Annotated in this window: 25 protein-coding genes, 1 tRNA gene, 3 pseudogenes and 1 riboswitch; of the genes and pseudogenes, 8 read left to right on the forward strand and 21 right to left on the reverse strand. The window is 38.8% G+C overall.

The genetic code is table 11. The features are described from left to right. Positions 1-35 precede the first annotated feature (35 nt). Positions 36-380 (reverse strand): hypothetical protein, encoded by a 345-nt coding sequence (locus tag OC529_RS04685; RefSeq protein WP_001127479.1) that lies wholly within the window; start codon positions 378-380, stop codon positions 36-38. A gap of 185 nt (positions 381-565) precedes the next feature. Here OC529_RS04685 and OC529_RS04690 point away from each other — a divergent pair, with 185 nt between their 5' ends. Both OC529_RS04690 and OC529_RS04695 read left to right on the forward strand, forming a co-directional pair. After that, positions 566-937, forward strand: coding sequence for a bacteriophage abortive infection AbiH family protein (locus OC529_RS04690; RefSeq protein WP_262081601.1), 372 nt, complete (start codon positions 566-568; stop codon positions 935-937). Positions 938-948: 11 nt separating this feature from the next. After that, complete coding sequence (locus OC529_RS04695) at positions 949-1,551, forward strand: AbiH family protein (RefSeq protein ID WP_262081647.1); 603 nt, start codon at positions 949-951, stop codon at positions 1,549-1,551. A gap of 173 nt (positions 1,552-1,724) precedes the next feature. On the opposite strand, the gene OC529_RS04700 is transcribed toward OC529_RS04695, so the two are convergent. The 13 genes from OC529_RS04700 to OC529_RS04760 all read right to left on the reverse strand — a co-directional run bounded on the left by OC529_RS04700 (position 1,725) and on the right by OC529_RS04760 (position 12,765). Beyond that, positions 1,725-2,489 (reverse strand): ATP-grasp domain-containing protein, encoded by a 765-nt coding sequence (locus OC529_RS04700; RefSeq protein WP_262081602.1) that lies wholly within the window; start codon positions 2,487-2,489, stop codon positions 1,725-1,727. A 61-nt stretch (positions 2,490-2,550) separates the two neighbouring features. Continuing rightward, positions 2,551-2,739, reverse strand: coding sequence for a hypothetical protein (locus OC529_RS04705; protein WP_000179769.1), 189 nt, complete (start codon positions 2,737-2,739; stop codon positions 2,551-2,553). A 321-nt stretch (positions 2,740-3,060) separates the two neighbouring features. After that, positions 3,061-3,627, reverse strand: a complete 567-nt coding sequence (locus OC529_RS04710; protein WP_262081603.1) for a hypothetical protein — start codon at positions 3,625-3,627, stop codon at positions 3,061-3,063. A 223-nt stretch (positions 3,628-3,850) separates the two neighbouring features. Continuing rightward, positions 3,851-5,209, reverse strand: coding sequence for a 23S rRNA (uracil(1939)-C(5))-methyltransferase RlmD (gene rlmD, locus OC529_RS04715; protein ID WP_262081604.1), 1,359 nt, complete (start codon positions 5,207-5,209; stop codon positions 3,851-3,853). Between the two features lie 73 nt (positions 5,210-5,282). Then, entirely contained in the window at positions 5,283-6,257 is a 975-nt protein-coding gene (locus tag OC529_RS04720; RefSeq protein WP_262081605.1) for a DUF1002 domain-containing protein, read from the reverse strand. A gap of 73 nt (positions 6,258-6,330) precedes the next feature. Next, entirely contained in the window at positions 6,331-6,945 is a 615-nt protein-coding gene (pmp23, locus tag OC529_RS04725; protein WP_220052375.1) for a cell wall hydrolase Pmp23, read from the reverse strand. Continuing rightward, positions 6,945-7,919, reverse strand: coding sequence for a nucleoid-associated protein (locus tag OC529_RS04730; protein ID WP_220052373.1), 975 nt, complete (start codon positions 7,917-7,919; stop codon positions 6,945-6,947). Before OC529_RS04730 ends, pmp23 begins: the two co-directional genes overlap by 1 nt. A gap of 7 nt (positions 7,920-7,926) precedes the next feature. Next, positions 7,927-9,183 (reverse strand): serine hydroxymethyltransferase, encoded by a 1,257-nt coding sequence (glyA, locus tag OC529_RS04735; protein ID WP_262081606.1) that lies wholly within the window; start codon positions 9,181-9,183, stop codon positions 7,927-7,929. A gap of 60 nt (positions 9,184-9,243) precedes the next feature. Further along, a complete protein-coding gene (locus OC529_RS04740; protein WP_262081607.1) occupies positions 9,244-9,675 on the reverse strand; it encodes a GNAT family N-acetyltransferase in 432 nt (143 codons plus the stop codon). Position 9,676: 1 nt separating this feature from the next. Further along, the gene (locus OC529_RS04745) at positions 9,677-10,279 is read right to left on the reverse strand and encodes an L-threonylcarbamoyladenylate synthase (RefSeq protein ID WP_262081608.1); all 603 of its coding nucleotides are present in this window, start codon (positions 10,277-10,279) and stop codon (positions 9,677-9,679) included. Further along, complete coding sequence (gene prmC, locus OC529_RS04750) at positions 10,263-11,099, reverse strand: peptide chain release factor N(5)-glutamine methyltransferase (protein ID WP_262081609.1); 837 nt, start codon at positions 11,097-11,099, stop codon at positions 10,263-10,265. Before prmC ends, OC529_RS04745 begins: the two co-directional genes overlap by 17 nt. Further along, on the reverse strand, positions 11,099-12,178 hold the full coding sequence (prfA, locus tag OC529_RS04755; RefSeq protein WP_001028819.1) for a peptide chain release factor 1: 1,080 nt from the start codon (positions 12,176-12,178) through the stop codon (positions 11,099-11,101). The genes prmC and prfA overlap by 1 nt, the downstream gene beginning before the upstream one ends. Next, positions 12,175-12,765, reverse strand: coding sequence for a thymidine kinase (locus OC529_RS04760; protein ID WP_000068157.1), 591 nt, complete (start codon positions 12,763-12,765; stop codon positions 12,175-12,177). Before OC529_RS04760 ends, prfA begins: the two co-directional genes overlap by 4 nt. Before the next feature lie 123 nt (positions 12,766-12,888). Here OC529_RS04760 and OC529_RS04765 point away from each other — a divergent pair, with 123 nt between their 5' ends. Together OC529_RS04765 and mnmE are read left to right on the forward strand one after the other, a co-directional pair. Continuing rightward, positions 12,889-13,071 (forward strand): 4-oxalocrotonate tautomerase, encoded by a 183-nt coding sequence (locus OC529_RS04765; protein WP_001117401.1) that lies wholly within the window; start codon positions 12,889-12,891, stop codon positions 13,069-13,071. A 135-nt stretch (positions 13,072-13,206) separates the two neighbouring features. After that, positions 13,207-14,580, forward strand: coding sequence for a tRNA uridine-5-carboxymethylaminomethyl(34) synthesis GTPase MnmE (gene mnmE / locus OC529_RS04770; RefSeq protein ID WP_262081610.1), 1,374 nt, complete (start codon positions 13,207-13,209; stop codon positions 14,578-14,580). A gap of 45 nt (positions 14,581-14,625) precedes the next feature. On the opposite strand, the gene dapA is transcribed toward mnmE, so the two are convergent. The 4 genes from dapA to OC529_RS04790 form a co-directional block, all read right to left on the reverse strand. Continuing rightward, positions 14,626-15,561 (reverse strand): 4-hydroxy-tetrahydrodipicolinate synthase, encoded by a 936-nt coding sequence (dapA, locus tag OC529_RS04775; RefSeq protein WP_023935945.1) that lies wholly within the window; start codon positions 15,559-15,561, stop codon positions 14,626-14,628. Positions 15,562-15,616: 55 nt separating this feature from the next. Next, positions 15,617-16,693, reverse strand: coding sequence for an aspartate-semialdehyde dehydrogenase (locus tag OC529_RS04780; protein ID WP_000542464.1), 1,077 nt, complete (start codon positions 16,691-16,693; stop codon positions 15,617-15,619). A 342-nt stretch (positions 16,694-17,035) separates the two neighbouring features. Beyond that, a tRNA-Thr gene (locus OC529_RS04785) sits at positions 17,036-17,108 on the reverse strand. Between the two features lie 100 nt (positions 17,109-17,208). Next, positions 17,209-17,718 (reverse strand): QueT transporter family protein, encoded by a 510-nt coding sequence (locus OC529_RS04790; RefSeq protein ID WP_000737071.1) that lies wholly within the window; start codon positions 17,716-17,718, stop codon positions 17,209-17,211. After that, a riboswitch (PreQ1 riboswitch) is annotated at positions 17,716-17,812 on the reverse strand. It overlaps the preceding gene by 3 nt. A gap of 28 nt (positions 17,813-17,840) precedes the next feature. Here OC529_RS04790 and OC529_RS04795 point away from each other — a divergent pair. Beyond that, a complete protein-coding gene (locus tag OC529_RS04795; RefSeq protein WP_023935947.1) occupies positions 17,841-18,272 on the forward strand; it encodes a GtrA family protein in 432 nt (143 codons plus the stop codon). Positions 18,273-18,353: 81 nt separating this feature from the next. Next, complete coding sequence (gene mscL / locus OC529_RS04800; RefSeq protein WP_023932701.1) at positions 18,354-18,731, forward strand: large conductance mechanosensitive channel protein MscL; 378 nt, start codon at positions 18,354-18,356, stop codon at positions 18,729-18,731. 45 nt (positions 18,732-18,776) lie between these two features. Here mscL and hemH read toward each other — a convergent pair whose 3' ends face one another. Next, positions 18,777-19,871, reverse strand: coding sequence for a ferrochelatase (hemH, locus tag OC529_RS04805; protein ID WP_054388323.1), 1,095 nt, complete (start codon positions 19,869-19,871; stop codon positions 18,777-18,779). A gap of 153 nt (positions 19,872-20,024) precedes the next feature. Between hemH and pepT the strand changes: the two genes are divergently transcribed. Beyond that, positions 20,025-21,248: a peptidase T gene (gene pepT, locus OC529_RS04810; protein ID WP_023935952.1), complete on the forward strand. Its 1,224-nt coding sequence runs from the start codon at positions 20,025-20,027 to the stop codon at positions 21,246-21,248. A 77-nt stretch (positions 21,249-21,325) separates the two neighbouring features. Here pepT and OC529_RS04815 read toward each other — a convergent pair. Beyond that, positions 21,326-21,937, reverse strand: a pseudogene (locus tag OC529_RS04815) (HIT family hydrolase); the annotation flags it as partial. Here OC529_RS04815 and OC529_RS11745 point away from each other — a divergent pair. After that, positions 21,935-22,099, forward strand: a pseudogene (locus OC529_RS11745) (IS110 family transposase); the annotation flags it as partial. The pseudogenes OC529_RS04815 and OC529_RS11745 sit on opposite strands and share 3 nt — an antisense overlap. A 289-nt stretch (positions 22,100-22,388) precedes the next feature. Here OC529_RS11745 and OC529_RS04820 read toward each other — a convergent pair. Next, positions 22,389-23,804: pseudogene (locus tag OC529_RS04820) on the reverse strand (pneumococcal-type histidine triad protein); the annotation flags it as partial. Positions 23,805-24,100 lie beyond the last annotated feature (296 nt).

Genomic DNA, 24,100 nt, shown 5'->3' on the forward strand with positions numbered 1-24,100 from the left:
ATATTTACCAAGCGAAAACGCAAATTCAAAAATTTCTAATTCTTCACTTCTGCATTTTCGCTTAATATAAAAAGTAAATCTTGTTTTAATCCGTTAAATTCCTCTATAATTTTATCTAAACTAGTTTCAATATTTTCAACACGGATCTCTGATAGTTTACCATGATTATATGAAATCATTCTTTCAGCAATAATATGATATGACCAACTCTCAGTGAAACGTCTATCTCTTTCTTCGTTATGAATAGCAAAACCAATTGGAAGAAGATTATTTCTAAGACCTATAGCAACTGCCTGTGAACTTATACCTAAATAATCACCAGCAATTTTTAATGTGATTTTATTTAATTTTCTAATATCTTCGTCGGTATATTTCGGCATGTTAGTACTCCTTTGCTACAATTACAAATGCAATATCATCTATGTAAAAATATCTTAATACGATGCTTTCTAGTCGCTTTCCCTAATAATAAAATTAATAAGTTCCACATCTTAAAATATGTAATATAGGTCTACTACTATTTATCTCAATAAGTTGGTATAATATATTTCAGGAGGTAGAAAACTTGAATACACTTTTTATTATTGGAAATGGGTTTGATATGGCCCATCAATTAAACACAGGATACAATGATTTTAGAAAGTTCATAATAGACACTTGTAAAGAATTTGGTAGTAAATTTGACTTTAATAATGCTATTAATAGAATTGAACTTGAAGGTTTTAAAAATTTAACTATCCCTGAAGTCGATGAAGACAGCAAAAAATCATTTAAAGATGGCGGATATTATGGGTCTAACTATCATGAAGGTAATCTAGAAGCTTATGAATTCTTTTTCACTCTAACCGAATATGCAAATCATGATAAAAATGTCGATAATATTACATGGAATGAATTTGAAAAAAACTTTCTAAGATACCTTTCAAACAAATTCTAAAGGATAAAAACATCTGTTTAACAAAATTAAATGATTTAGTTTGTGTATATAAATTATGTCAAAATGCTGCCTTCTTTGATTGGATAAACTCAAAAATACAGAATCCTGAAAAAATCAAAATTAGAAGCAAACTCATTGATTCTTATTCAAATGCTGCTTTTTATTTGGTCTTTAATTGCACTACTGTTTTAGAAAGAAAATATAACATTGAAAAAAATAGAATTTGTAATATACATGGTCAAGTTACAAACTCTGATCAAATAGGTACAGAAAACAATTTAGTTGTAGGTTTCAAAAGTGAAGTGCCTTTAATATTACAAGCCATTCTTCATAATTCATTACTAATTAAACCAGTTAGAAAACTTTTGAAAGAAAATATAGATTTTTTTAATAGCCTATTCACTTTGGAAGAAGTCTATGATTTCGGTCTAAATATTGTACCATCTGACATACCTGATATTCCGTATTTGAAAGAGATTATTAAACATACTGATTCAAATACAAAATTTTATGTCAACGACTATTATCTTACTGAGCAAAATAAGAACGACATACAGAACAACCTAAAAAATTGGGGATATAATGGTGTGGTTCAATTTATTAATATGATGTAAAATTTAAGACTCTAAAAGCAAAAAATATCGATTGTTTCCATACTTCCTACTTTCCTAATCAAATTTCAAATATATAACGTTTTCATTATTTTCTTAACCTATTATATCATTATTCAAAACAAAAAACTGCAACTTACTCGTTGTAGTTACACACAGATTCACTTCTGTTCCTTTTAGAAACTTATATTTTCATTTTTAGGCATAGTAAAAACATCATTTTTTTCAAAATAAGGTTTTACCATTTCTTTCCATCTAGCTTTATGAAAATTGATTGAGTTTAAAGGAGATAGGCCATAATTTCCCAATGCATAACCATCATTTACTTCAACAACAAGTGTCCTGCCATCACTAGTAACACCGATATCTAGTCCATAAGCTATTGGCGCATCTTTCCAACATGATATGGCTTCATCAATTACATTAGGATCAAATTGTGCATGATAATCACCTGTATAGGGTCGAACATCTAATACGCGACCATCTAACACAAAACAACGCCATTCTGCTATGAATTCTACAACCTCACTAATCCATATAGGATAGGCAAAAGATAGACCAATACCTATCAAATCACGGGTTCCATCAACAACTCTTCCACTAAAGACTTTTGAACCAGCTTTAGGCTTAATAAATTTTCCCCAATTATCAGGTATATTTACAATCTCTCCCAAAACACCTTCATAAATCTTTCGACCATAAAACTCTTTAAGCTCAATAGGATAGTCATAAACCGGAACGTTTAACCCCATCATTTTTAGTAATGCTCTAGTCTCAGTTATATAATCTACAACTATATCTTCACTTGTTAACTGTTTTATTTCAGAAAAAGATTGATATAAAATAACTTCTTCTCCTTGTAAGTAGGCACCTACTTGAGCATTGTATTTATTAATTGAAACTTCACTTGGTAGTTTGCTTTGTCTAATATAAACAACCATTTCATCACTCCTATATCACTAGTGTTACACCAATTTGTAAAAAAATAATAGCTTTTTGCTCTTATTTTTTTGAGTAAATAGCCCCCATAATATCATCAAAATAATCAACGGTATTTAGGAGTAATTCAATAACCTGGGACTTTGTTAGTCGCATTCCTCTTCTATCTCTAGCATCTTCTACTAAATTTTCAAGTTTCTCTAGATTTTTATCATCCAAGCTAATCATTATTCTATTTTTATCAGTTGCCATTTTCATCACCTCAAGTTAATTCTATCATAGGTGTAACACTTGTGTCAACTGGCTTTTATAATACATTAGTTTAAAAGTGGAGAGAATTTTTAACACAGTAACTTTAAATCTTTAGTATTAAAAAATTTTCACAGTATTTATAGAAATAAAATCTATCTCAAATAAGTTATCAAATCTAGTATAAATTATGAGCGGCTACTCTAATACTTTCCCTCTAAACAAGAAGAAGGCTTACACTCAAGGGTTTTCTTAACCCCCTTCGTTACAACGTTTTGACGCTTTTACTAGCAAAGGTACATACTCACAAGGAACTTTGCTTGACTATTGAATCTCTCCCACCTCTTCTTTAACATATCCTTCTACATCTTCAAGCTCTAAAAACATTGGGTCTAAGTGACACAAGAAATGCCAATCTTCGGCACCTTTTTTTCTGTAGAGAATCGCTTCGCCGTCTTCACTTCCGAAAAAGTTTCTGTCTACTTCATATCCGCTACCTTCTAGAAAGTCTTTTGCCTGACGATAGTTCGCTTCTCTCGCTTCGACATAGGTTTTAATTTCATGGTTGTTAACGACATATGCATCGATTTTTGAATATCCTTCGATTACTCTATCGTTTTTGAGGGATAAATTTGAAATCTCTTTCCAAATAATGTCTACATTTTCCTCAGGATCGAACATAAATTTAGATAAAGGAACAATATTTCCGTTAAAAATAATTTCCATATAATCCGGTATGTTTTTAGGATTAAAATACTCCACTTCAAAACCATCTTCTGTTTCCAGAGTGTATCCCGGAATTTGAGCTACAAAGGCTTTCCCATCTTTTATGGAATCAAATGCGACTAAATCTTTAGAATAATTATTTTGATATAACTCTAATATAATCATTTATAACCTCATCTAAATTATCCGTAGATTGATTTTTCAGAATATAATACTGATTAGTTACCCTTAGGATATAGCAAATTCTTTTTTCCACCTTCTTAAAACATTATTTCAAGGCTACATACTCAGCGGTTCGCTGTTACCTTATCGTTTCGTCGTAAACTTATTACTCTACGACAGCTATCCCATTGGCGGAACTCAAAAGGTTTGGGGAACCTTTTGAGGATTAACTACGTTTCTCTAACAAGCTTACACACTCCACGTGGTGCGTCTGCGGAAAAAGATCAACCGGCTGGACTTTCTTCAATTCATATCCCAATTCTTGGTAGAGTTTGATATCACGCGCCATGGTTGCAACATTGCATGAGATATAGGCGATGCGGTCTGCTCCTGTTTGAGCGCTTGCCTTGATAAAGCTTTCTGTAAGCCCCTTGCGTGGAGGATCAACCAAGATAACGGTTGGTTGAATTCCCTCCTTGAGCCAATTTTTCATAGCATTTTCAGCTGTGTCACAGACATAGTGGGCGTTTGAAATATTGTTCAGCTGAGCATTCTTTTTACTATTCTCAACCGCTTCTGGAATTACCTCAACACCATAAACTTCTTTAACATGTTTCGCAACAGAGAGGCCAATCGTCCCAATACCAGAATAGGCATCAATGACCACATCATCTTCTTTTAATGCAGCAAAGTCAATGGCTGTTTGATAAAGTTTTTCAGCCATTGCAGTATTGACTTGGTAAAAAGCGGGTCCAGCGATTTGGTAGTCATTTCCCAACATCTGGTCGGTAATATAGTCTTGACCATAAAGCGTACGCCATTCCTTACCAAAAATAGCATTAGTGTTTTGATCATTGATATTTTGCATAACAGACACAATCTCTGGGAACTGCTTGATGAGTTGTTCAATCAATTGCTCCACACGAAAAACTTTGGGACGAGTTGTAACCAAGATAACCATGATTTGTCCAGAATAGTGTCCACGACGCACCACAAGATTTCGAATCAAGCCAGCTTGTTCCTTTTCATCATAAGGTTTCAAATCATAACGACGGAGCAAGTCACGTAGGGCTACTACTACCTCATCAATCACAGGATCTTGGATAAAGAAATCTTCTAGAGGCATGAGGTCGTGGGAATTCTTACGGAAAAAGCCAGTTTCCAAGATTCCATTTACTCGACGAACAGGGACCTGTGCCTTGTTGCGGTACTTGATTGGATTTTGCATACCTAGCGTTTCAGTAACCTCTATATCAGAAATTCCTGCAATCTTATATAGACTGTCCTTAACTTGCTTGGTTTTAAACTTAAGCTGTTCTGGATAGGCAAGATGACCTAAATCAGCAATTCCTGAACGCAGATAAGCCAAATCTAAATCTTGATTACGGTGTGGCGACTGGACTAGGTATTCTTCCACTTTCCCAAAACCAATCTTTTTATTGACCTTGAGGACACGCATGAGGATTTTTTCACTCGGTAAAGCATTCTCTACAAAAAAGACCAAACCATCCACCTTGGCAACTCCTGCGCCTTCATGGGTCAAGTCAACAATTTCAACTTCTACAATATCATTTTTCTTTAACATTCTCTTCTCTTTCTATTGGCCGACAAAAAAGACGGCAACGTTACGGTTACCATCTATTATACCATGAAATTTCTTAAGAACCAAAACTCTTGAAGAAGTTGACAATGGCTTGCCAGAGGGAGCTTAAGAAGTTACCACCTTCTTCTAGCGCCTTATCAGCATCAAAGTTAAGGTTGATATTTTTAAAACTGTCGCCAGCTTGTGAAACAATACTTTGTTTAAGGTCATTTAGGGTTTTAGTGAAGTCAGCATTGCTGAGGATATCACTCTTTGAAAGATTCAAAGCAAAATTGATGATGATATTGATCTGATTTCCTGTTATGACCTGATCAAGTTTGTAATTTTTCAAGGTATCTTCAACGATTTTGCGGACATCTTCCTCTGTCAGATTTCCCTTGCTTTCTTTAGCTTTGGCGAGTCCTGACTTGATATCAGCTAGGGCAACGTTTAATTTATTAGCATCATAGCCTGTCTTGTCCTTGTTTTCAGAATTGATATCGGACAAAGCCTTCAGCTCTTCTTGAGCCAAATCTTTGTTGGCTTGCGGCACCTTGGCTCCATTAGCTTCTAGCGAATAATAAATCCCTGCTAAAGCACTCTCACCTGTAACTGGAATGGGCGCTGCCACAGTGATTTTGGCATGTTCCATACCCAAAGTTACGGCTGCATTTCGGTACATATCCTGCGTCACCTTAGTGATGTTTTCTGGTGTTTCAATCTTGACCTCAAGTGGTGATTTGTCACCTAGTTTTTGAATCTTGGCTGATGAATACAACTGTAAACTAGAGTCATTGGCCACATTCATGATTTTAGAATAGACATCAGGTGTCATAGTCTTGAGTTCTTTGGTGTCTGTTGAGGCGTTGTAGCCTAGTTTTTTTAGGGTTTGATTTTTTTGGTCTTCAGACAATGATGAACCTAGGACATATTCAGGTTGAACATAGGTTTCATCGATGACTTTTTGAACATCAGTTGCTGCATGGGCGCTACTTATAGCTGTTACTGCCCACAAGACCGTAGCACTGGTCAGAAAGAATTTCTTTCTCATAGGGATTTTCCTCCTTTACCTTTCTAGAGTAATATATCTATCTTAAAGAAAACTTATAACAAAAACACCTGGATTAGCCAGATGTTGAAAAGAGAGTGAAACATTTGATGATGTAAAGGTTGAGATGCACCTGTCTAGAATAATAATAGTTTCCTCCATTTACATAAAGTTCTGCACCGTGGAAGATAGAAATGGGGTGAATATAACTATAAGTCTTTCCAGTGGTATTACCAAGCAAGGGAGCAACAGTCTCGCGAGAGTACTGTTTTGCCAGAGCCAAGGTATTTTCCTTACCATTTTGGGCGATAAAATCGATATAGGCAGGTCCAAAATTATAGGCTTGAACAGCCGTCCAGACATCTACTCCCTTCTTCTGGGCCAGATAGAGATTGTCTGTCAGAGTTTGAACGCCTTGCCGAATGCTAGAGGCATTATCATTGATGGTGTTGGTTGAACCACTGGCAGACTCACTAGACTGCATGACGTCGCCTTCTTTTCCTTTTGTTTCGGTATAAATCATAGCGAGCACGAGCTCTTCGTTTGCTGGGGTGTCTTTTTCACTCAAGATTTCGCGCACCATGGGTTGATAGGTCATGACTTGCTTGACATCTTGATGAACGCGGTAAGCTTTATAGCCAGCAAAAAGGAAGACTGCTAGTACAAGCACTCTTCGAATTCGTTTAAACATTATTTACTTTGGATATCCTCGATATTTTTGATTAAGATAGAGTAGGTTCCATTATCATTTTGGATAAACTCAACAGACTCGGCGTCTTGATAGACGTTATTGGGAACGATGAGCTCAATTCCATTTGACAAGGAAAGTTTTTGGTTTTCAAATTTCTTTAATTGGCGACTGGCATCAATTTCATCAAACTGAACTGGTTCTGGTACTGCTTCTTTGACTTGGTCAATAAAGCTCAGACGAGCCGTCAGATTATTGTCAAAAAGGTCGTTGGCCAATTTTTCTGGTGACAATTCATTGCTTTCTTCTAGGTTGTTGAAAATCGCTGATTTGACCTTGGATTGAAATTGAAAATCATCTGTGTTAAAGGTTTCAGCAATTCTCTGGGCCGTTTTTTCCAGTTCCTTGATGGATTTCTTAGGTGAAATCTTAGGAGCGACAGCAAGAAGATTATCTGAAAAATAGTTCAAAAAAGTCCCGTTGTACTTGATTCGTTTTTCAATCAGATGGTACTTGCGACTCTGAAGATTGACCACCAAGGCCTCGTCAGCACCCGTTCCAAATCCAGGCAGGTTATTCTGAGTCAGCTTGATTGGATTATCAACTTCTCCACCAAGGTGGGTCAATGTCTCTCGTAGTGCAATTCGCAAGAAAGCGAAATGCTCTACACCTTCTTTAGAAAATTGCACAAAAATCAAGTCATTGGTCTTGAGATTTTCTGAAATGCTGAACTCCTCTTTCCAGAGATTAGCCAGTGTTACTGATGTCTCCAACAAATCGTCTGTGATGTGATTGAAGAAGGGATTTTCTTCTTCGAAAATCCCAGTCTTAGCTTCATCTGAATACACACGTTCAATTTTTTTACGCAAGTATTCTTCGATTTTTGGAGTAATATTGAGAAGCTTATCCGCTAGGGACAGCTCGGTATCATCCGGACTGAACTGGTGAATAATGGCTTTCTTAATATAAATGTCCATAAAAATTTTAGTCCTTGTATAATGGGAAGGAGTCTGTCAACGCTTTGACTGCACTTCTCACTTCTTCTAATACAGCCTCATTTTCTGCATTCTTAAGGGTTTTAATGATCAATTCAGCCACTTTGCGACTTTCTTCTTCACCAAATCCACGTGCAGTAATGGCTGCTGCTCCGATACGAATCCCACTTGTCTTGAATGGTGACAAGCTTTCGTAAGGGATTGAGTTTTTATTTAAGGTAATATTGACTTCATCCAGCAAGTTTTGAGCAACTTTTCCGTTTTCTACAACCTTAGTCACATCCACTAGGAAGAGGTGGTTTTCAGTTCCTCCAGAAATGATACGAAAATCAGAGTCTTGCAAGAAGACATCCGCCATGGCCTTGCTGTTTTTGATAACATTGGCAGCATATTCCTTGAAAGCTGGATCCAAAACTTCTTTAAAGGAAACTGCCTTAGCAGCAACAACATGCTCCAAAGGACCACCTTGAATACCTGGGAAAATAGCTGAATTGATTTTCTTGGCAAGTTCTTCGTCATTAGTCAAAATCAAACCACCACGAGGTCCACGAAGGGTTTTGTGGGTCGTTGTTGTCGTGATGTGAGCGTATGGCACTGGGCTAGGATGTAGACCAGCAGCAACCAAACCAGCGATATGAGCCATATCTACCATAAGTTTAGCCCCAACAGCGTCCGCAATTTCACGGAATTTTGAAAAGTCAATAATTTGAGAATAGGCTGAAGCACCTGCTACGATCAATTTTGGTTTTACTTCTTGGGCTTGTTTCAAGATAGCATCAAAATCCAAGAGTTCCGTTTCAGGGTCAACACTGTAAGAAACAAAGTTGTAGATTTGACCTGAGAAGCTAACTGGAGCTCCGTGGGTCAAGTGTCCACCTGCTGCCAAATCCATCCCCATAACGGTATCACCTGGCTCAATTAAGGCCATGTAAGACGCACAGTTGGCTTGGCTTCCTGAGTGTGGTTGGACATTGGCAAATTTTGCACCGAAAATTTCTTTTGCGCGTTCAATGGCTAGAGATTCTACCACGTCTACCACATCAGTTCCACCATAATAACGGCGACCTGGGTAGCCTTCGGCGTATTTATTCGTCAAGATAGACCCTTGAGCGGCCATAACAGCCTTGGAAACTACGTTTTCCGAAGCAATCAACTCAATGTTGTTTTGTTGGCGTTCTTCTTCTTTGGCAATAGCATTCCAGAGATCAGCATCATATGCTTTAAAATCATCTTTGTCAAAAATCATAGGTCTTCTCCTTTATAGTGTGACTGGTCCTCTAGTTTGTTTTTACAATAAGAAAATAAACTAAAAGATGCGAATAAACCGTTTCTGCATTTTATCACAAGTATAACCAACTTTTTCATAAAATGCGTGAGCTCCCAGACGATGATCGGCAGAGTTTAAGCGAATAAACCCATAGCCACGTCTTTTTGCTTCTTCTTCCAACCCTTGTAATAAGCTTTTACCAATACCTTGCCCTTGTGCTTGAGGTGAAACTGCTAAAGCTAAAATATTAAATCCTGCTTTAGAATAAAGTGATTCATAGACCTCAGCGTGGACATATCCAAGCAAGACATGACTAGCTTCATCCTCATAAGAAAGTAGGAAATGATGTGAATTCTGAGACAGTCTAGCTAGTTGGCTAGCTGTGTCCTCTGGACTAAAAGAATAACCCAAAGCCTCTTGATTTATGTCACATATAGCTTTCACATCTGTTTCTTGCAAGTCTCTTAGCATCTCATTCCTCCTCAAAAGAAATCTCTGGCAACCGAGCAAGAATATCTTCTCGCTTAATGGCCCCTTGGCGTAAGATTTTCACCTTGTCTCCAGACAAGTCCAAAATCGTTGAATCCTGTCCAGTTAGAAAAGCATCGTCTTCCAGACCTAGAACCTCTTGGTCAAAATCCTTCAGAATTTGTTCAAAGGTTATCCCACTTGCCTGACCTGAAATATTGGCAGACGGCCCAATCAAGGGACCTGTCTCTCGAATCAAATTTAGCGTAATGGGGTGACTGGGCATTCGAAATCCCACCGTTGCGAGACCAGAATTGACCCAATAGGGAACTCGGTCATTGGCTTCAAGGATATTGGTCAAGGGACCTGGTAAAAAGGTCTCTACAAGTTTTTGTAGATAAATTGGCTGATTCTTTGAAAAGCGCAAGATGTCCTCTAGAGAGGCCACATTAAGATTGAGTGCCTTGTCTCTAGGGCGACGTTTGAGTTGGTAAACATGGTCAACTGCTTTTTCGTCTAGCGCCTTGGCAAAGAGACCGTAAACTGTCTCTGTAGGCAGAACAACAGCTCCACCCTTTTCCAACTCTTGCCTAATCCTGTCCATCATCAACCACGACCATCCTATCTTGACCAAATTGGTCCTTGAGTGTTCTTACTAGCTTTTCAGGAAGATATTTCCTAAAAAGTTCAGGAACACTTTGACCTTGCTTGTATCCAATTTCAAGGTAAATCTTACCACCATCTTTGAGATAGTCTTTTGCATCTTCCGCAATTCTACGGTAAATAGCTAGGCCATCCTCATCTGCAAAGAGAGCGAGATGAGGTTCCGAATGCAAAACATTTAAACCAATCTCCGACTCATCTTCACGAGAGATATAGGGTGGATTGGAAACAATTATATCATATTTTTCAGAAATTTCTGTAAAACAGTCAGATTTTTTTAAAAATATTTGAAGATTTTGATTTTCAGCATTTTCGCTGGCTACATCTAAAGCATATTGGGAAATATCTGCTGCTGTCACTGACCAATCTTGTCTGTTTTTTGCTAAGGCAAGAGCAATAGCTCCGCTGCCTGTTCCAATATCCAGAACTGACAGATTTCTCTCAGGATTTTCAGCTAAGATAAGCTCCACTAACTCCTCTGTCTCTGGACGAGGGATCAATACTCGCTCATCAACTTTTAACTGCATTCCATAAAAATCTGCCTGTCCAATGATATACTGTGCCGGTTTATGAGCTGCTAACTGTTGAAAAATTCCTTTTACAAATTGTTTTTCTTCCTCTGTTACCTCTTTCTGGAGGGCAAAAACAAAGTCTGTAAAAGATAGATTTTTCAGGCTACGATAGACAAAAGAGAGGCTTTCAGCTTCCTCTCCTTGTCTTATCAATTCTTCTTCAAAATCTGAAAATAATTGAGCTAATTTCATTATTTGTTTAATTCTTCTAATTTTTGTGTTTGGTCATAAAGAACCAAGGCATCCACAACTTCGTCCAATTTACCAGACAAAATGGTATCTAGTTTTTGGAGAGTCAAGCCGATACGGTGATCTGTGACACGGTTTTGTGGGAAGTTATAAGTACGGATTCGTTCTGAACGGTCACCAGTACCGATTGTTGACTTACGCTCAGCGTCTTGTTCGTCTTGTGCAATCTGAGCAAAGTGGTCAGCAACACGCGCACGAATGATTTTCATGGCTTTCTCACGGTTCTTCTGCTGGGTACGTTCTTCCTGCATCTCAACCTTGATATTGGTTGGCAAGTGAACTATACGAACGGCAGTCGCAACCTTATTGACGTTCTGTCCACCAGCACCAGAGGCGTGATAGATGTCGACACGAAGGTCTTTTGGATCAATGTCGTATTCAACCTCTTCAACTTCTGGCATAACAAGAACTGTCGCTGTCGAAGTATGAACACGGCCTTGACTTTCTGTCACAGGGACACGTTGCACGCGATGGGCTCCAGACTCATACTTAAGTTTAGAGTATACAGATTGACCAGAAACCATGGCAACCACTTCTTTGAAACCACCGACACCATTCATAGAGGCCTCCATGACTTCAAAGCGCCATCCTTGGGCTTCCGCATACTTTTGATACATAGTTAGAAGGTCTCCAGCGAAAAGTGCTGCTTCGTCTCCTCCAGCTGCTCCACGGATTTCTAGGATGATATTCTTGTCATCGTTTGGATCCTTTGGAAGGAGTAAAATTTTGAGTTTTTCTTCGTATTCTTCTTTTTCAGCCTTGGCATCTTTGAGCTCTTGTTTGGCCATTTCTTCCAAGTCCGCATCTCCGCTTGATTCCTTAATCATCTCTTCAGCGTCAACGATGTTTTGAAGGACTTGTTTGTACTCACGGTAGGCTGTTACGGTATCACGAGTTGAAGCTTCTTCTTTTGAAAGCTCCATGAAACGCTTTGTGTCCGAAACCACATCTGGGTCACTGAGCAACTCTCCTAATTCTTCATAACGGTCTTCTACAGCTTGTAGTTGATCATAGATGTTCATTTTTCTTCATTCTCCTTATTGATTTCAGGGGCAAAATAATGTTTACGGCAAACCGAGATATAGGTTTCATTACCACCAATCTGAATCTGCTCACCATCATAGACTGGTAGTCCATCCTGTGTACGCAAAACCATAGTTGCCTTTTTCTTACAATACTGACAGATGGTTTTAATCTCATCGATTTTATCTGCTAAAAGCAAGAGATATTTTGAACCTTCGAATAGTTCATTGCGAAAGTCGTTTTTCAAACCAAATGCCATAACGGGTATGTCTAACTCGTCTACAACACGAGCTAGGTCATAAACATGATGACGTTTGAGAAACTGGGCTTCATCGACCAAAACACAGTATGGTTTCTCAGGTAAATCTCGGATAAATCCAAAAATATCTGTTGACTCCTCAATTGCAATGGCAGAGCGTTTCATGCCAATACGACTCGACACATAGCCAACACCGTCACGAGTATCCAGAGCCGAGGTCATAATCACAACACTTTTTCCCTGCTCCTCGTAGTTATAGGCCACCTTGAGAATCTCGATTGTCTTTCCAGAGTTCATGGTCCCATAACGATAATACAACTGTGCCATGTTTCTTGCTTCACGTCCATTTCTAAATTTTTGCTACATTCTAGTATATCATAATTTTCTTAAGCTTTAAACGGCAAAATGTGGTAAAATAGAAGAAATCAAAAACTAGTGGAGGAAGCTATTATGCCATTTGTACGCATCGATTTATTTGAAGGACGCACGCTCGAGCAAAAGAAAGCTCTTGCTAAGGAAGTGACGGAAGCTGTTGTCCGTAATACTGGAGCCCCTCAATCTGCTGTCCATGTCATCATCAACGACATGCCAGAAGGAACTTACTTCCCACAAGGGGAAATGCGCACCAAATAAGCTAGCTTAAGCAGAATTGCTTAGGCTTTTTCAATCTCCAAGTAACATCCATTGAAGAAATAGCCTAAATTTGTTACAATTTGAAAGGATACTTGGAATATTCCAAGAAAAGAGCTATTAATTAAAGGAAACATTATGATTACACGTGAATTTGATACCATCGCTGCTATCTCTACTCCACTAGGTGAAGGGGCTATTGGTATTGTCCGCTTGAGCGGAACAGAAAGTTTTGCTATTGCGCAAAAGATTTTTAAAGGAAAAGACTTGAGCAGGGTTGCTAGCCACACTCTCAACTACGGTCACATCGTTGATCCTCTGACTGGTAAAGTCATGGACGAGGTCATGGTGGGAGCCATGAAATCTCCAAAAACCTTCACTCGTGAGGATATTATCGAGATTAACACCCACGGTGGGATTGCGGTGACCAATGAGATTCTCCAACTAGCTATCCGTGAAGGAGCTCGGTTGGCAGAACCTGGTGAATTTACCAAACGTGCCTTCCTAAATGGACGTGTGGACTTGACTCAGGCTGAGGCGGTCATGGATATCATCCGCGCCAAGACAGACAAGGCCATGAACATTGCAGTCAAACAATTAGATGGTTCCCTTTCTGATATTATCAATAATACCCGTCAAGAAATCCTCAATACACTTGCCCAGGTCGAGGTTAATATTGACTATCCTGAGTATGACGATGTTGAGGAAGCCACTACTGCTGTTGTCCGTGAGAAGACTATGGAGTTTGAGCAATTGCTAACCAATCTTCTTAGAACAGCTCGTCGCGGTAAAATCCTTCGTGAAGGAATTTCCACTGCCATCATCGGACGCCCAAACGTTGGGAAATCTAGCCTTCTCAACAACCTCTTGCGTGAGGACAAGGCTATCGTTACAGATATTGCTGGTACTACTCGAGATGTCATTGAAGAATACGTCAACATCAACGGTGTCCCTCTCAAATTGATTGATACAGCCGGTATCCGTGAAACGGATGACATCGTGGAACAAATTGGAGTTGAGCGTTCGAAAAAAGCCCTCAAGGAAGCCGACTTGGTTCTACTGGTGCTAAATGCCAGTGAACCACTAACCGCCCAAGACCGCCAACTCCTAGAAATCAGTCAGGAGACTAATCGCATTATTCTTCTTAACAAAACTGACCTGCCAGAAGTTATTGAAACCTCTGAACTTCCAGAAGATGTCATTCGCATTTCAGTCCTTAAAAATCAAAATATCAATAAGATTGAAGAGAGAATTAACAACCTCTTCTTTGAAAATGCTGGTTTGGTTGAGCAAGACGCAACCTACCTATCAAATGCTCGTCACATTTCCCTGATTGAAAAAGCAGTTGAAAGCCTACAAGCTGTTAACCAAGGTCTTGAACTAGGTATGCCAGTTGACTTGCTTCAAGTTGATTTGACTCGTACTTGGGAAATCCTCGGAGAAATCACTGGAGATGCGGCTCCTGATGAACTCATCACCCAACTCTTTAGCCAATTCTGTTTAGGAAAATAAGAAAAATCCATGATCCTTCTTGCGGTCATGGATTTTATTGTCTTATTAGTAATCTGGTCTTAAAACCCCTGTTACAGTTGCCTTAGTCGCTTCGTAGTCACCATCTACAACAACCTTGATAATGCGTTTGGCATCTTCTTCTGGTGCTGGAACAAGAGGTAGACGAGTTGGACCAGCTTCAAATCCCATATAGTTCAGAACTGCCTTAACAGGAGCAGGACTTGGATAAGAGAAGAGGGCATTGACCTTAGGAATGAATTTACGTTGAATAGCTGCAGCTTTCTTCATATCGCTTTCTGCAATGGCAGTAAACATCTCGTGCATTTCATCCCCATTTGTATGAGAGGCAACAGAAATAACCCCATCCGCACCAAGGTTCATGGCATGGAAAGCATCTCCATCCTCACCTGTATAAATCAAGAACTCTTCTGGCTTGTGCTCAATCAAGTAAGCCATATTGGCCAAGCTGGTACATTCTTTGACACCAATAATATTTGGATGGTCAGCTAAGCGAAGCATGGTTTCTGGAGTCAATTCGACAACTACACGCCCTGGAATGTTATAGATAATAATTGGTAGGTCAGAAGCATCTGCAATAGCCTTAAAGTGCTGATACATCCCTTCTTGAGAAGGTTTATTGTAGTAAGGAACAATAGCAAGCCCAGCAGCAAAACCGCCGAATTCCGCGACTTCTTTGACAAACTCGATAGAGTCACGCGTATCATTGGTACCAACACCCGCAATCAAAGGAACGCGTCCATTGACAATCTTTTGTACAGCCGCAAACAACTCCAACTCTTCATCGTGAGTCAAGGTTGGACTCTCAGCAGTGGTCCCTGCGAGAAGAATTCCATCCGTATGATGAGCCAACAAATGCTCAATCAAGGCTGGAATAGCATCAAAGTTGATGGAACCATCCTGATGGAAGGGGGTAATAAAGGCTGTGATGATTTTACACTCTTTTAAATCTTGATAAGACATGAAAACACCTCTCTATTTCAAAGAAGGAGTTCATCTGAACTCCTAAACGATATGACTATTTTAATTCAAATTTCAATTCAGCTGTTGGACGAACCAAGCCACGTTCATGAAGAGTTTCAGCAATCTGAACTGAGTTCCAAGCAGCACCTTTGAGCAGGTTGTCTGAAACAACCCACATGTGGATTCCTTTTTCAGCATCCAAGTCTTTACGGATACGACCAACAAAGGTATCACGCGAACCAACTGCATTGATAGCTTGAGGATAAATTTGATGAGCTACATCATCTTCAAGAACAGCACCCGGGAAGGCTGCGATAGCTGCTTTGACTTCTTCGATTGGAGCCACTTCTTTTGTTTCGATATAAACAGACTCAGAGTGAGCTGATAAGACTGGAATACGAACACATGTTGCTGAAACGGCAATACTATCATCTTCCATGATTTTCTTAGTTTCCTTAGTCATCTTCATCTCTTCATAAGTGTAATCATTGTCAGTGAAGACATCAATTTGTGGAAGAGCATTAAAGGCGATAGGATAATGTTTCTTGTCACCACCTGAAGGCAAGATTTCGGCATGCAAATCACGTGGGGTTACACCATCATTCAAGACTTCACGAAGTTCACGTTGTGTCTCAAGAATTGCTCCCATACCAGCACCTGAAACTGCTTGGTAAGTTGAAACAATGATACGGTCCAAGCCCCATTTTTGGCGAACTGGCTCAAGAGCCACCATCATTTGAATTGTTGAACAGTTAGGGCAGGCAATGATCCCATTGTGGGCATCAAGTGCGTGAGCATTGACCTCTGGAACAACCAAAGGAACGTCTGGATTTTGACGGAAGTAAGATGTATTATCTACTACTACCGCTCCAGCTTTAACTGCGTATGGTGCATACTTAGCTGATGTCGAACCACCTGCTGAAAAGAGAGCAATATCAACTCCCTCAAAAGCTGTCTCAGTCGTTTCTTCAATCGTAATATCTTGGTCTTTAAATTTCAAAGTCTTGCCTGCTGAACGTGCAGAAGCAAGTAAACGAATTTTATCGATTGGAAGTGTTGATTCTTCCAACATTTTTATCATCTGAGCACCGACAGCACCTGTCGCGCCGACTACAGCAACTGTATATCCCATAAATAACCTCTTTCGGAATTTTCTAAAAATTTCTATAATAGAAGTATTATACTACTTTTTCCATGAATTGCAAAGCTTTTTCATCATTTTTTGGAAAATAAAAATCCCCAGTCGTTAGACTAGGGACTAAGAGGCATCTTCATGTGATGAGCAGGTTCACACAACTCATCAAGGTCCGCTCCTGCGTTATGACCTCCTTATGCTCAATAGTAGTCCGAAGACTACCTATCGACTCATCGCATATTCTATATTACTAGAGATACTTGATTTTGTCAATAAGAAATTTTTTCGATCGAGTATAACAAAAAACTCTCGTATTCAAGAGTTTCCCTATACATATCATGCTAATTGCCGGGATTGAACCGGCGACCTCATCCTTACCATGGATGCGCTCTGCCAACTGAGCTAAATCAGCTTACTTAAGTAAGTATACTATAATCAGAAAAACTTGTCAAGTTTTCTTAGAAATTTTCCATAAGAAAAAGCCAGGTAAAGGCTACCTAGCTTGTCCTGTTCTATTTGCTTAAATCGATTCGACGACCAATTTTACCAATGATAATCGCTCCAATAATCAATGAGGCAAATTCACCAATTCCTGTTGTAAACCAAGTAAGGAAAAATGGTAATTCTGCTACAATATTTAACTCTGCAGCGATGGTAAACATGGAAATTGAAAAGAGGATTGAAAAGAAGAAATGATCTTTTCGAATCAATCCGTTAAAGAGGTAATCCTTGCTATATTTTGCAAAAAGCCAAACACCTAAACTGAGGAATACCAAGGTTGATCCGCCACCAACAAAGACATCTAGTAGTCCGAAGCTAAAGAAATTAGCAATCATACAACCGATAGTAACTCCGATGATGTACTTGGGATTGTAAAAAGCCATAAAGTTCATCATTTCTGAAATACGAAACTGATAAGCACCATAGCTGATGGCATTTAGGGGCGGTGTGACAGTCAAAACGACATAAATAGCAGCAACGATTGCAATATCTGCAACATCACGAATAGTTAATTTTTTCATTTTTTCTCCTTTGGCGGTTATCCGCGTGTAATATGCTTGGTGAAAGAAGCTAAGCACCAAGGGTTGCTTTATTCAACCTTACTAGTATAGCACAATAGCCTGCTTTATGCTATACTTAAAGCATGAAAAAACCTATTCAAAAATTTTTTAACAATGAAATCTTAGCCTATCTCTTTTTTGGCCTTGCAACAACTCTAGTTTCGATTCTCTCACGACTAGTCATTTATCAACTAAGTCATCAGGAACTCCTTGCTACTGCCCTAGCAAATATTATTGGTATCCTATTTGCCTTTATCACAAATGATAGGCTTGTATTTAAGCAAGCAAGGAAGAATCGACTTATCCGTTTATTGAAATTTTCTCTTGCTCGCCTTTCTACTTTTCTGTTAGACTTGTTTTTAACTTTTCTCTTTGTAACCCAATTTCCTCACATCATAGGTCAATTCGTAAATGAAAACATTGATAAGATAAATGCTATTGAAACAATAATTGCACAAATACTCATTATTATCATCAATTATATCTTGAGCAAGGTCTATATTTTTAGAAAATAATGCTCCATTTATGAGCCTTTTAATTGCCTTCTATAATGATTTAGGATACAATGAAACACGAAACGTTGAAAGGAAAACAGTATGTTAAAAAATCTAAAATCATTCTTGCTTCGAGGAAATGTGATTGACCTTGCTGTCGGTGTTGTCATTGCCTCTTCTTTTGGTGCTATCGTTACTTCACTTGTAAACGACATTATCACTCCTCTTATTTTAAATCCCGCTTTGAAAGCTGCTAAAGTCGAACGTATCGCTCAACTTTCTTGGCATGGAGTCGGCTATGGTAACTTTTTAAGTGCTATTATCAATTTTATCTTTGTGGGTACCGCCCTCTTCTTTATTATCAAGGGTATTGAAAAAGCACAGAAACTGACTGGCATAAAGGAAGAAAAAACTGACGAAAAAAAACCAACCGAATTGGAAGTCCTTCAAGAAATCAAAGCTCTTCTTGAGAAAAAATAATCGTTTAAAAGGATCTAGCGCAAAGAAAGCTAAATCCTTTTTTCTTTACTCTTTGGGTAACTTGCCTGCTTTCTCAAGCATTTTTTTGATCAAATAAGGCATCTTAACATTCTCCCGGCCTTTTTTCTCAATCAGTTTTTTCACAAATTCTGGCATTTGTAAATCTTGAGATTCAGCCAAAATGTTTTTCGTCTCGTCTGAAGGAACTAATTCATCAAAGGTTTCTTCTTCCAGGAGAAATTCCTTAAACTCTTGATGTTCATTGGCTCTGACTGTATTGAGCAAGGCATCAATTAAACGAGAATCCGTATTTGGCATTGGTGGACGATGGTAGTTCACACCCAATTCTTGACACAAGTCATAACATTCCACATCATTATCAAACAAGACCTCAATATGCTCGCTAATGAAGCTGATAGGAACAAAAATATAATGGTCTGGATGTTCTGTCTGTTCTCTGAGATACTCCAAAACATCTGGCTTAATCCATGGAATCCCAATATCACTCTCACTCTGCCAAGTATTGGTATATTGTTCAGAACTCAAGCCTAGTTTTTCAGCGACTAACTTGCTATTTTCGAAAATTTGGTCAATATATGGGTCACCAAAATCCAAGGCAAAAATGGGCACACTGTGGGCTGAAAAGATGACTTTAAAGCTATCCTGCTTTACTTCTTCTTTTAAAATCTTAGCAATTTCATCTGCCCAATAGTTTAAGAGCTCTTCTTCCTGATACCAGTCCTTAATGACCAAAAATTGAATTTGTTTGCTTTCTAAAAATTTTTCATAGCCCATGACAGAGTAGAAAGAATAATGAGGCTCCAAAATCAAACAAATACACTGTTCAATTCCGTCTGCTTCCATTTGACCGATCACATCTGGAATAAAGGGACTGGAAAACTTATTAGCAAAGTAGACACTATATTCATTTCCCAGCCTAGCTTCTACCAAGGCAACCTCTTGACGGGTAATTCTTTGCAGAGGTGTGCCCCCAATTCGTACATAATTATCATAGAGTGTTTGAATTTCATGGTCTTGAGGTCTCACTCCACGACGAATATTTGTGAAAAAATCAGCCACACCTTCAAAGGTAATCTCTTCTGGTGAACCAAAGGTCATCATTAAAATTGCTTTTTTCATAATCGCTTCCTTGTGATATTTTTATCAAGTTTATTTTATCATGAATCCACTGATAAGTAAACGCTAACATAGCAGATTGCCCTAACTTCTGTCTTTTGTTTTTCTCTTCTTTCTATGATACAATGGAAAAAATGAATTCAAAAGGAGTTTTTTATGACTTATCCAAATCTCTTGGACCGCTTCTTGACCTACGTTAAGGTCAACACGCGCTCTGATGAACACTCTACTACTACTCCAAGTACACAGAGTCAGGTTGACTTCGCAACCAATGTTCTTATCCCTGAAATGAAACGTGTTGGACTTCAAAACGTCTACTACCTTCCAAATGGTTTTGCTATTGGAACCTTGCCAGCCAACGATCCGTCTTTAACACGTAAAATTGGCTTTATATCTCACATGGATACTGCTGACTTTAATGCCGAAGGAGTCAATCCACAGGTAATTGAAAACTACGATGGTGGTGTGATTGAACTAGGGAATTCTGGTTTCAAACTCGATCCAGCTGACTTCAAGAGTCTTGAGAAATATCCAGGACAAACGCTCATCACAACCGATGGAACAACCTTGCTAGGGGCTGATGACAAGTCAGGAATTGCTGAAATTATGACTGCCATTGAATATCTGACTGCTCACCCTGAAATCAAGCACTGTGAGATTCGTGTTGGTTTTGGCCCAGATGAGGAAATCGGTGTTGGTGCCAATAAATTTGATGCAGAAGATTTTGATGTGGATTTTGCCTACACTGTTGATGGTGGCCCACTAGGTGAGCTTCAGTACGAGACCTTCTCAGCAGCTGGGGCTGAATTGCATTTCCAAGGCCGTAATGTCCACCCTGGTACTGCCAAAGGGCAAATGGTCAACGCCCTTCAGCTAGCAATTGATTTTCATAATCAACTTCCAGAAAATGACCGACCTGAGTTAACGGATGGTTACCAAGGGTTCTACCATCTTATGGATGTGACTGGTAGTGTCGAGGAGGCGAGTTCTAGCTACATTATTCGTGATTTTGAAAAAGATGCCTTTGAAGCGCGTAAAGCAGCTATGCAGTCTATCGCTGATAAGATGAATCAAGAACTTGGGAGCGACCGTATCACCCTCAATTTGACAGATCAGTACTATAATATGAAAGAAGTCATTGAAAAAGATATGACTCCAATTACCATTGCTAAAGCCGTTATGGAAGATCTGGGTATCACTCCTATTATCGAACCAATCCGTGGAGGGACAGACGGCTCTAAGATTTCCTTTATGGGAATCCCAACCCCTAATATCTTTGCTGGTGGCGAGAATATGCACGGTCGTTTCGAATACGTTAGCCTTCAGACTATGGAACGTGCAGTTGATACCATCATTGGTATCGTAGCTTATAAAGGCTAAAAAGACGAGGTAGCTCAGCTACTTCGCCTTTCTGTTTATTCTGCTGGTTTTTCTTAGTTTCCAGTACTTGTTGCAGATTATGCTGTTTCATTTTCTGAAGTTGATTCAGCAGGTTTAGAATCTCTTGCGTTGCTCGGTTTGTTTTCGTCGCTAGCAGTTTCACTGTTAGATTCCGTAGCTGTTGATGTTTCTGTTTCGGTACTTGTCTTATCACCATTTGCTTCAGCATTTCTTGCTGGACTTGTTTCTTCACTTGCGCTAGCTTTTGACTGGATTTGGTGATTCAAAACTAGAATAGCTTTTGTCAATTCAAGTAAAGCTGCTTTGTCTTTACTCTTAGCAGAAAGTTGATCTAGTAATGCATCCACTTTATCAAAGTCCGCATCAGATCCATTATTACTTTCTAAATAAGAGTGAAGCGATATGAGAATATCGTAGAGTTTTTGATAGAGTACAAGTGTCTGAGGATCTTGCTCTGCATTTTCCTTTTCTTGTTGAAGGGCACTAGCGATACGAGTCAATACATCTTTTACCTGGCTGTTTACTTCATCCAAGTCTGCATCAGCCTTGTTTGTAGCAGCTTTGAGATTTTCTACTTCTTCTGCCAAGGATTGTCTGATTCCTTCTTCTTGGATTTGCTCCAAGAGTTGATTTGCCTTGTTCAAAAGACTTTCTACTTCTTCCTTGCTATCTGTCGCAGATTATTGGTTGCTATCTACCATGTACTCCTAAAACAGGAGAGTTATAATCCAAGATTACAAGGCCTTACAGAAATAAGAAATCCAGATAAGACAATGTTCGTCCAAGACGCTATTCGCTTCGCACAGCAGCACGGATTCAATATGCTTTAATTTTAAAGTTTAGGTGTCAAGACCTCTTTTTAGTGTGCCCAAAATTTAGAGAAGTAATCAATCAACTAACTTTTATTTTTTTCAAACTTTCAGTAAACTGTCCTAAGGCTAACTCAATCTGTCTTTGTTTGATTGGATCCTCTTTATAGACGTTTCGACTTTCAGCAAGAAGTTGATCTACTTTTGCTAAAACTGTTTTCTCATCAAAGGCCCCAGGCTGATAGTTGGATTTCAGGGCTGGAATCTTGTTTTTCAAGGCTACTTCATATCCCTTAGTTTGCACCTTGATGTAGTGATTGTGGTCTCCGTAACTCATGACAAAACCTGATTCATCTTCAGCAATAATACGATTGGCATCAAAGCCGTGTCCACCTTCTTCATGTTCCTCATGTGAAACACTAGGATTGGCTGCAAGAGACGGCGAAGGTGCTACTAGACCATTGTTTGGAAGAGTCGGTTGCCCAATTACGGTCGATTTTGGAATGTAATGGAAATGATCACCATGTCTTACAATATAAGCTGTTGCTGTTTCCTCGACAATATCTTTAGGATTAAAGATATAACCATCAGATGTTGAAGAGATAGGCTTATTTGTAAGTAATGAGGCATGATTCAAAGTAGATGGACTACTTGAAAGACTTCCTAGACTAGACGCTGCTTCATGAGGTTTTTCATTTGTAGAGACCGTAGAACCAGTTCCGCCTATAGGCACCATTCTAGCAATCTTTTCTTCTAAAGGAGAGAGTTTGCTGTAAGGAATAAAGTGATAATGGTCGCCATGCGGAATCGCAACTCCATTTGGCGTACGACTGATAATCTTAGCAGGGTCAAAAACCAGACCGTCTGATTCACTGTAACGTTGGTCACTAGGTGAATCGTAGAGTTCTTTCAATAGACTTTGGAGATTTTCAGCTTTGCTTTCTGGCTTGCTAGTTGATTCTTTCTCTATAGCTTGATTAGTATTATCACTAGCTGTTGAAGAATAGCTTAGCTGACTTGGTTGCGTATTTTTGCCAGCTAAATGAGCTTTTGCTGCTGCTAATTCACTAGCAGACAAATCACTTTTTGGAATGTAGTGATAGTGACCTCCGTGAGGAACGATATAAGCATCACCCGTATCTTCGATAATATCAGCTGGATTAAAGACATAATCATCATCTGTCGTATAACGTCCCTGAGACCTTGCTACAGCGACATCTGAGCTGACCTTCTCATTATCTTTGACATGTTCTTGTTTTTGACGATTGATTTCATCTTTGGTTCGAACATTATCAGCATGAGCTGCATCTTTCAGGTAGACATAATATTTTCCATCGACCTTGATGATATAGCCACCCTTGACCTCATTAACAATATCAGCGTCTTTAAGTTGATAGTTTGGATCCTTCATCAAGAGTTCTTCACTAAAGAGGGCATCATAAGGAACTTTCCCATTATAGTAATGATAGTGGTCACCGTGTGACGTTACATAGCCCTGATCTGTAATTTTGATGACAATTTGCTCAGCCTGAATTCCTTCTTTCTGGCTAACCTGATCTGGTGTCAAGTTTTCACTTTTCTGACTTGACTGACTGCCATCCACATAAGAGACACGATTATTGTCCTTATTTTCCTGCGAACGATGCTGGTTTTGTCCATAGGCACATAGACTCAAGGATACGATAACAGCTGATCCAGCTGCTATATATTTTTTACTGAATTTCATAAATCCCTCATTTCAATAAATGATGAAACTTTTTCTTAACTTCTTTTTTCTCGGTTAAACAATTTTTCTAAACCGCTTATTTAACCATTTAATTAACCAGTAAATAGTTTACTATTTAAAATTATAGAGAAATGAAATAAGAATAGGACAAATTAATCAGGACAGTCAAATCAATTTCTAACAATATTTTAGAAGTCAAGGTGTACTATTCTAGATTCAATCTATTATACTTCTGTCAAGTTTCTGTTACTTTCTTCTAAAAAAGAGAAGCAACACGAAAGGTTACTTCTCCATAA

It is taken from the genome of Streptococcus sp. Marseille-Q5855, assembly GCF_946901985.1.
Lineage (GTDB): Bacteria > Bacillota > Bacilli > Lactobacillales > Streptococcaceae > Streptococcus.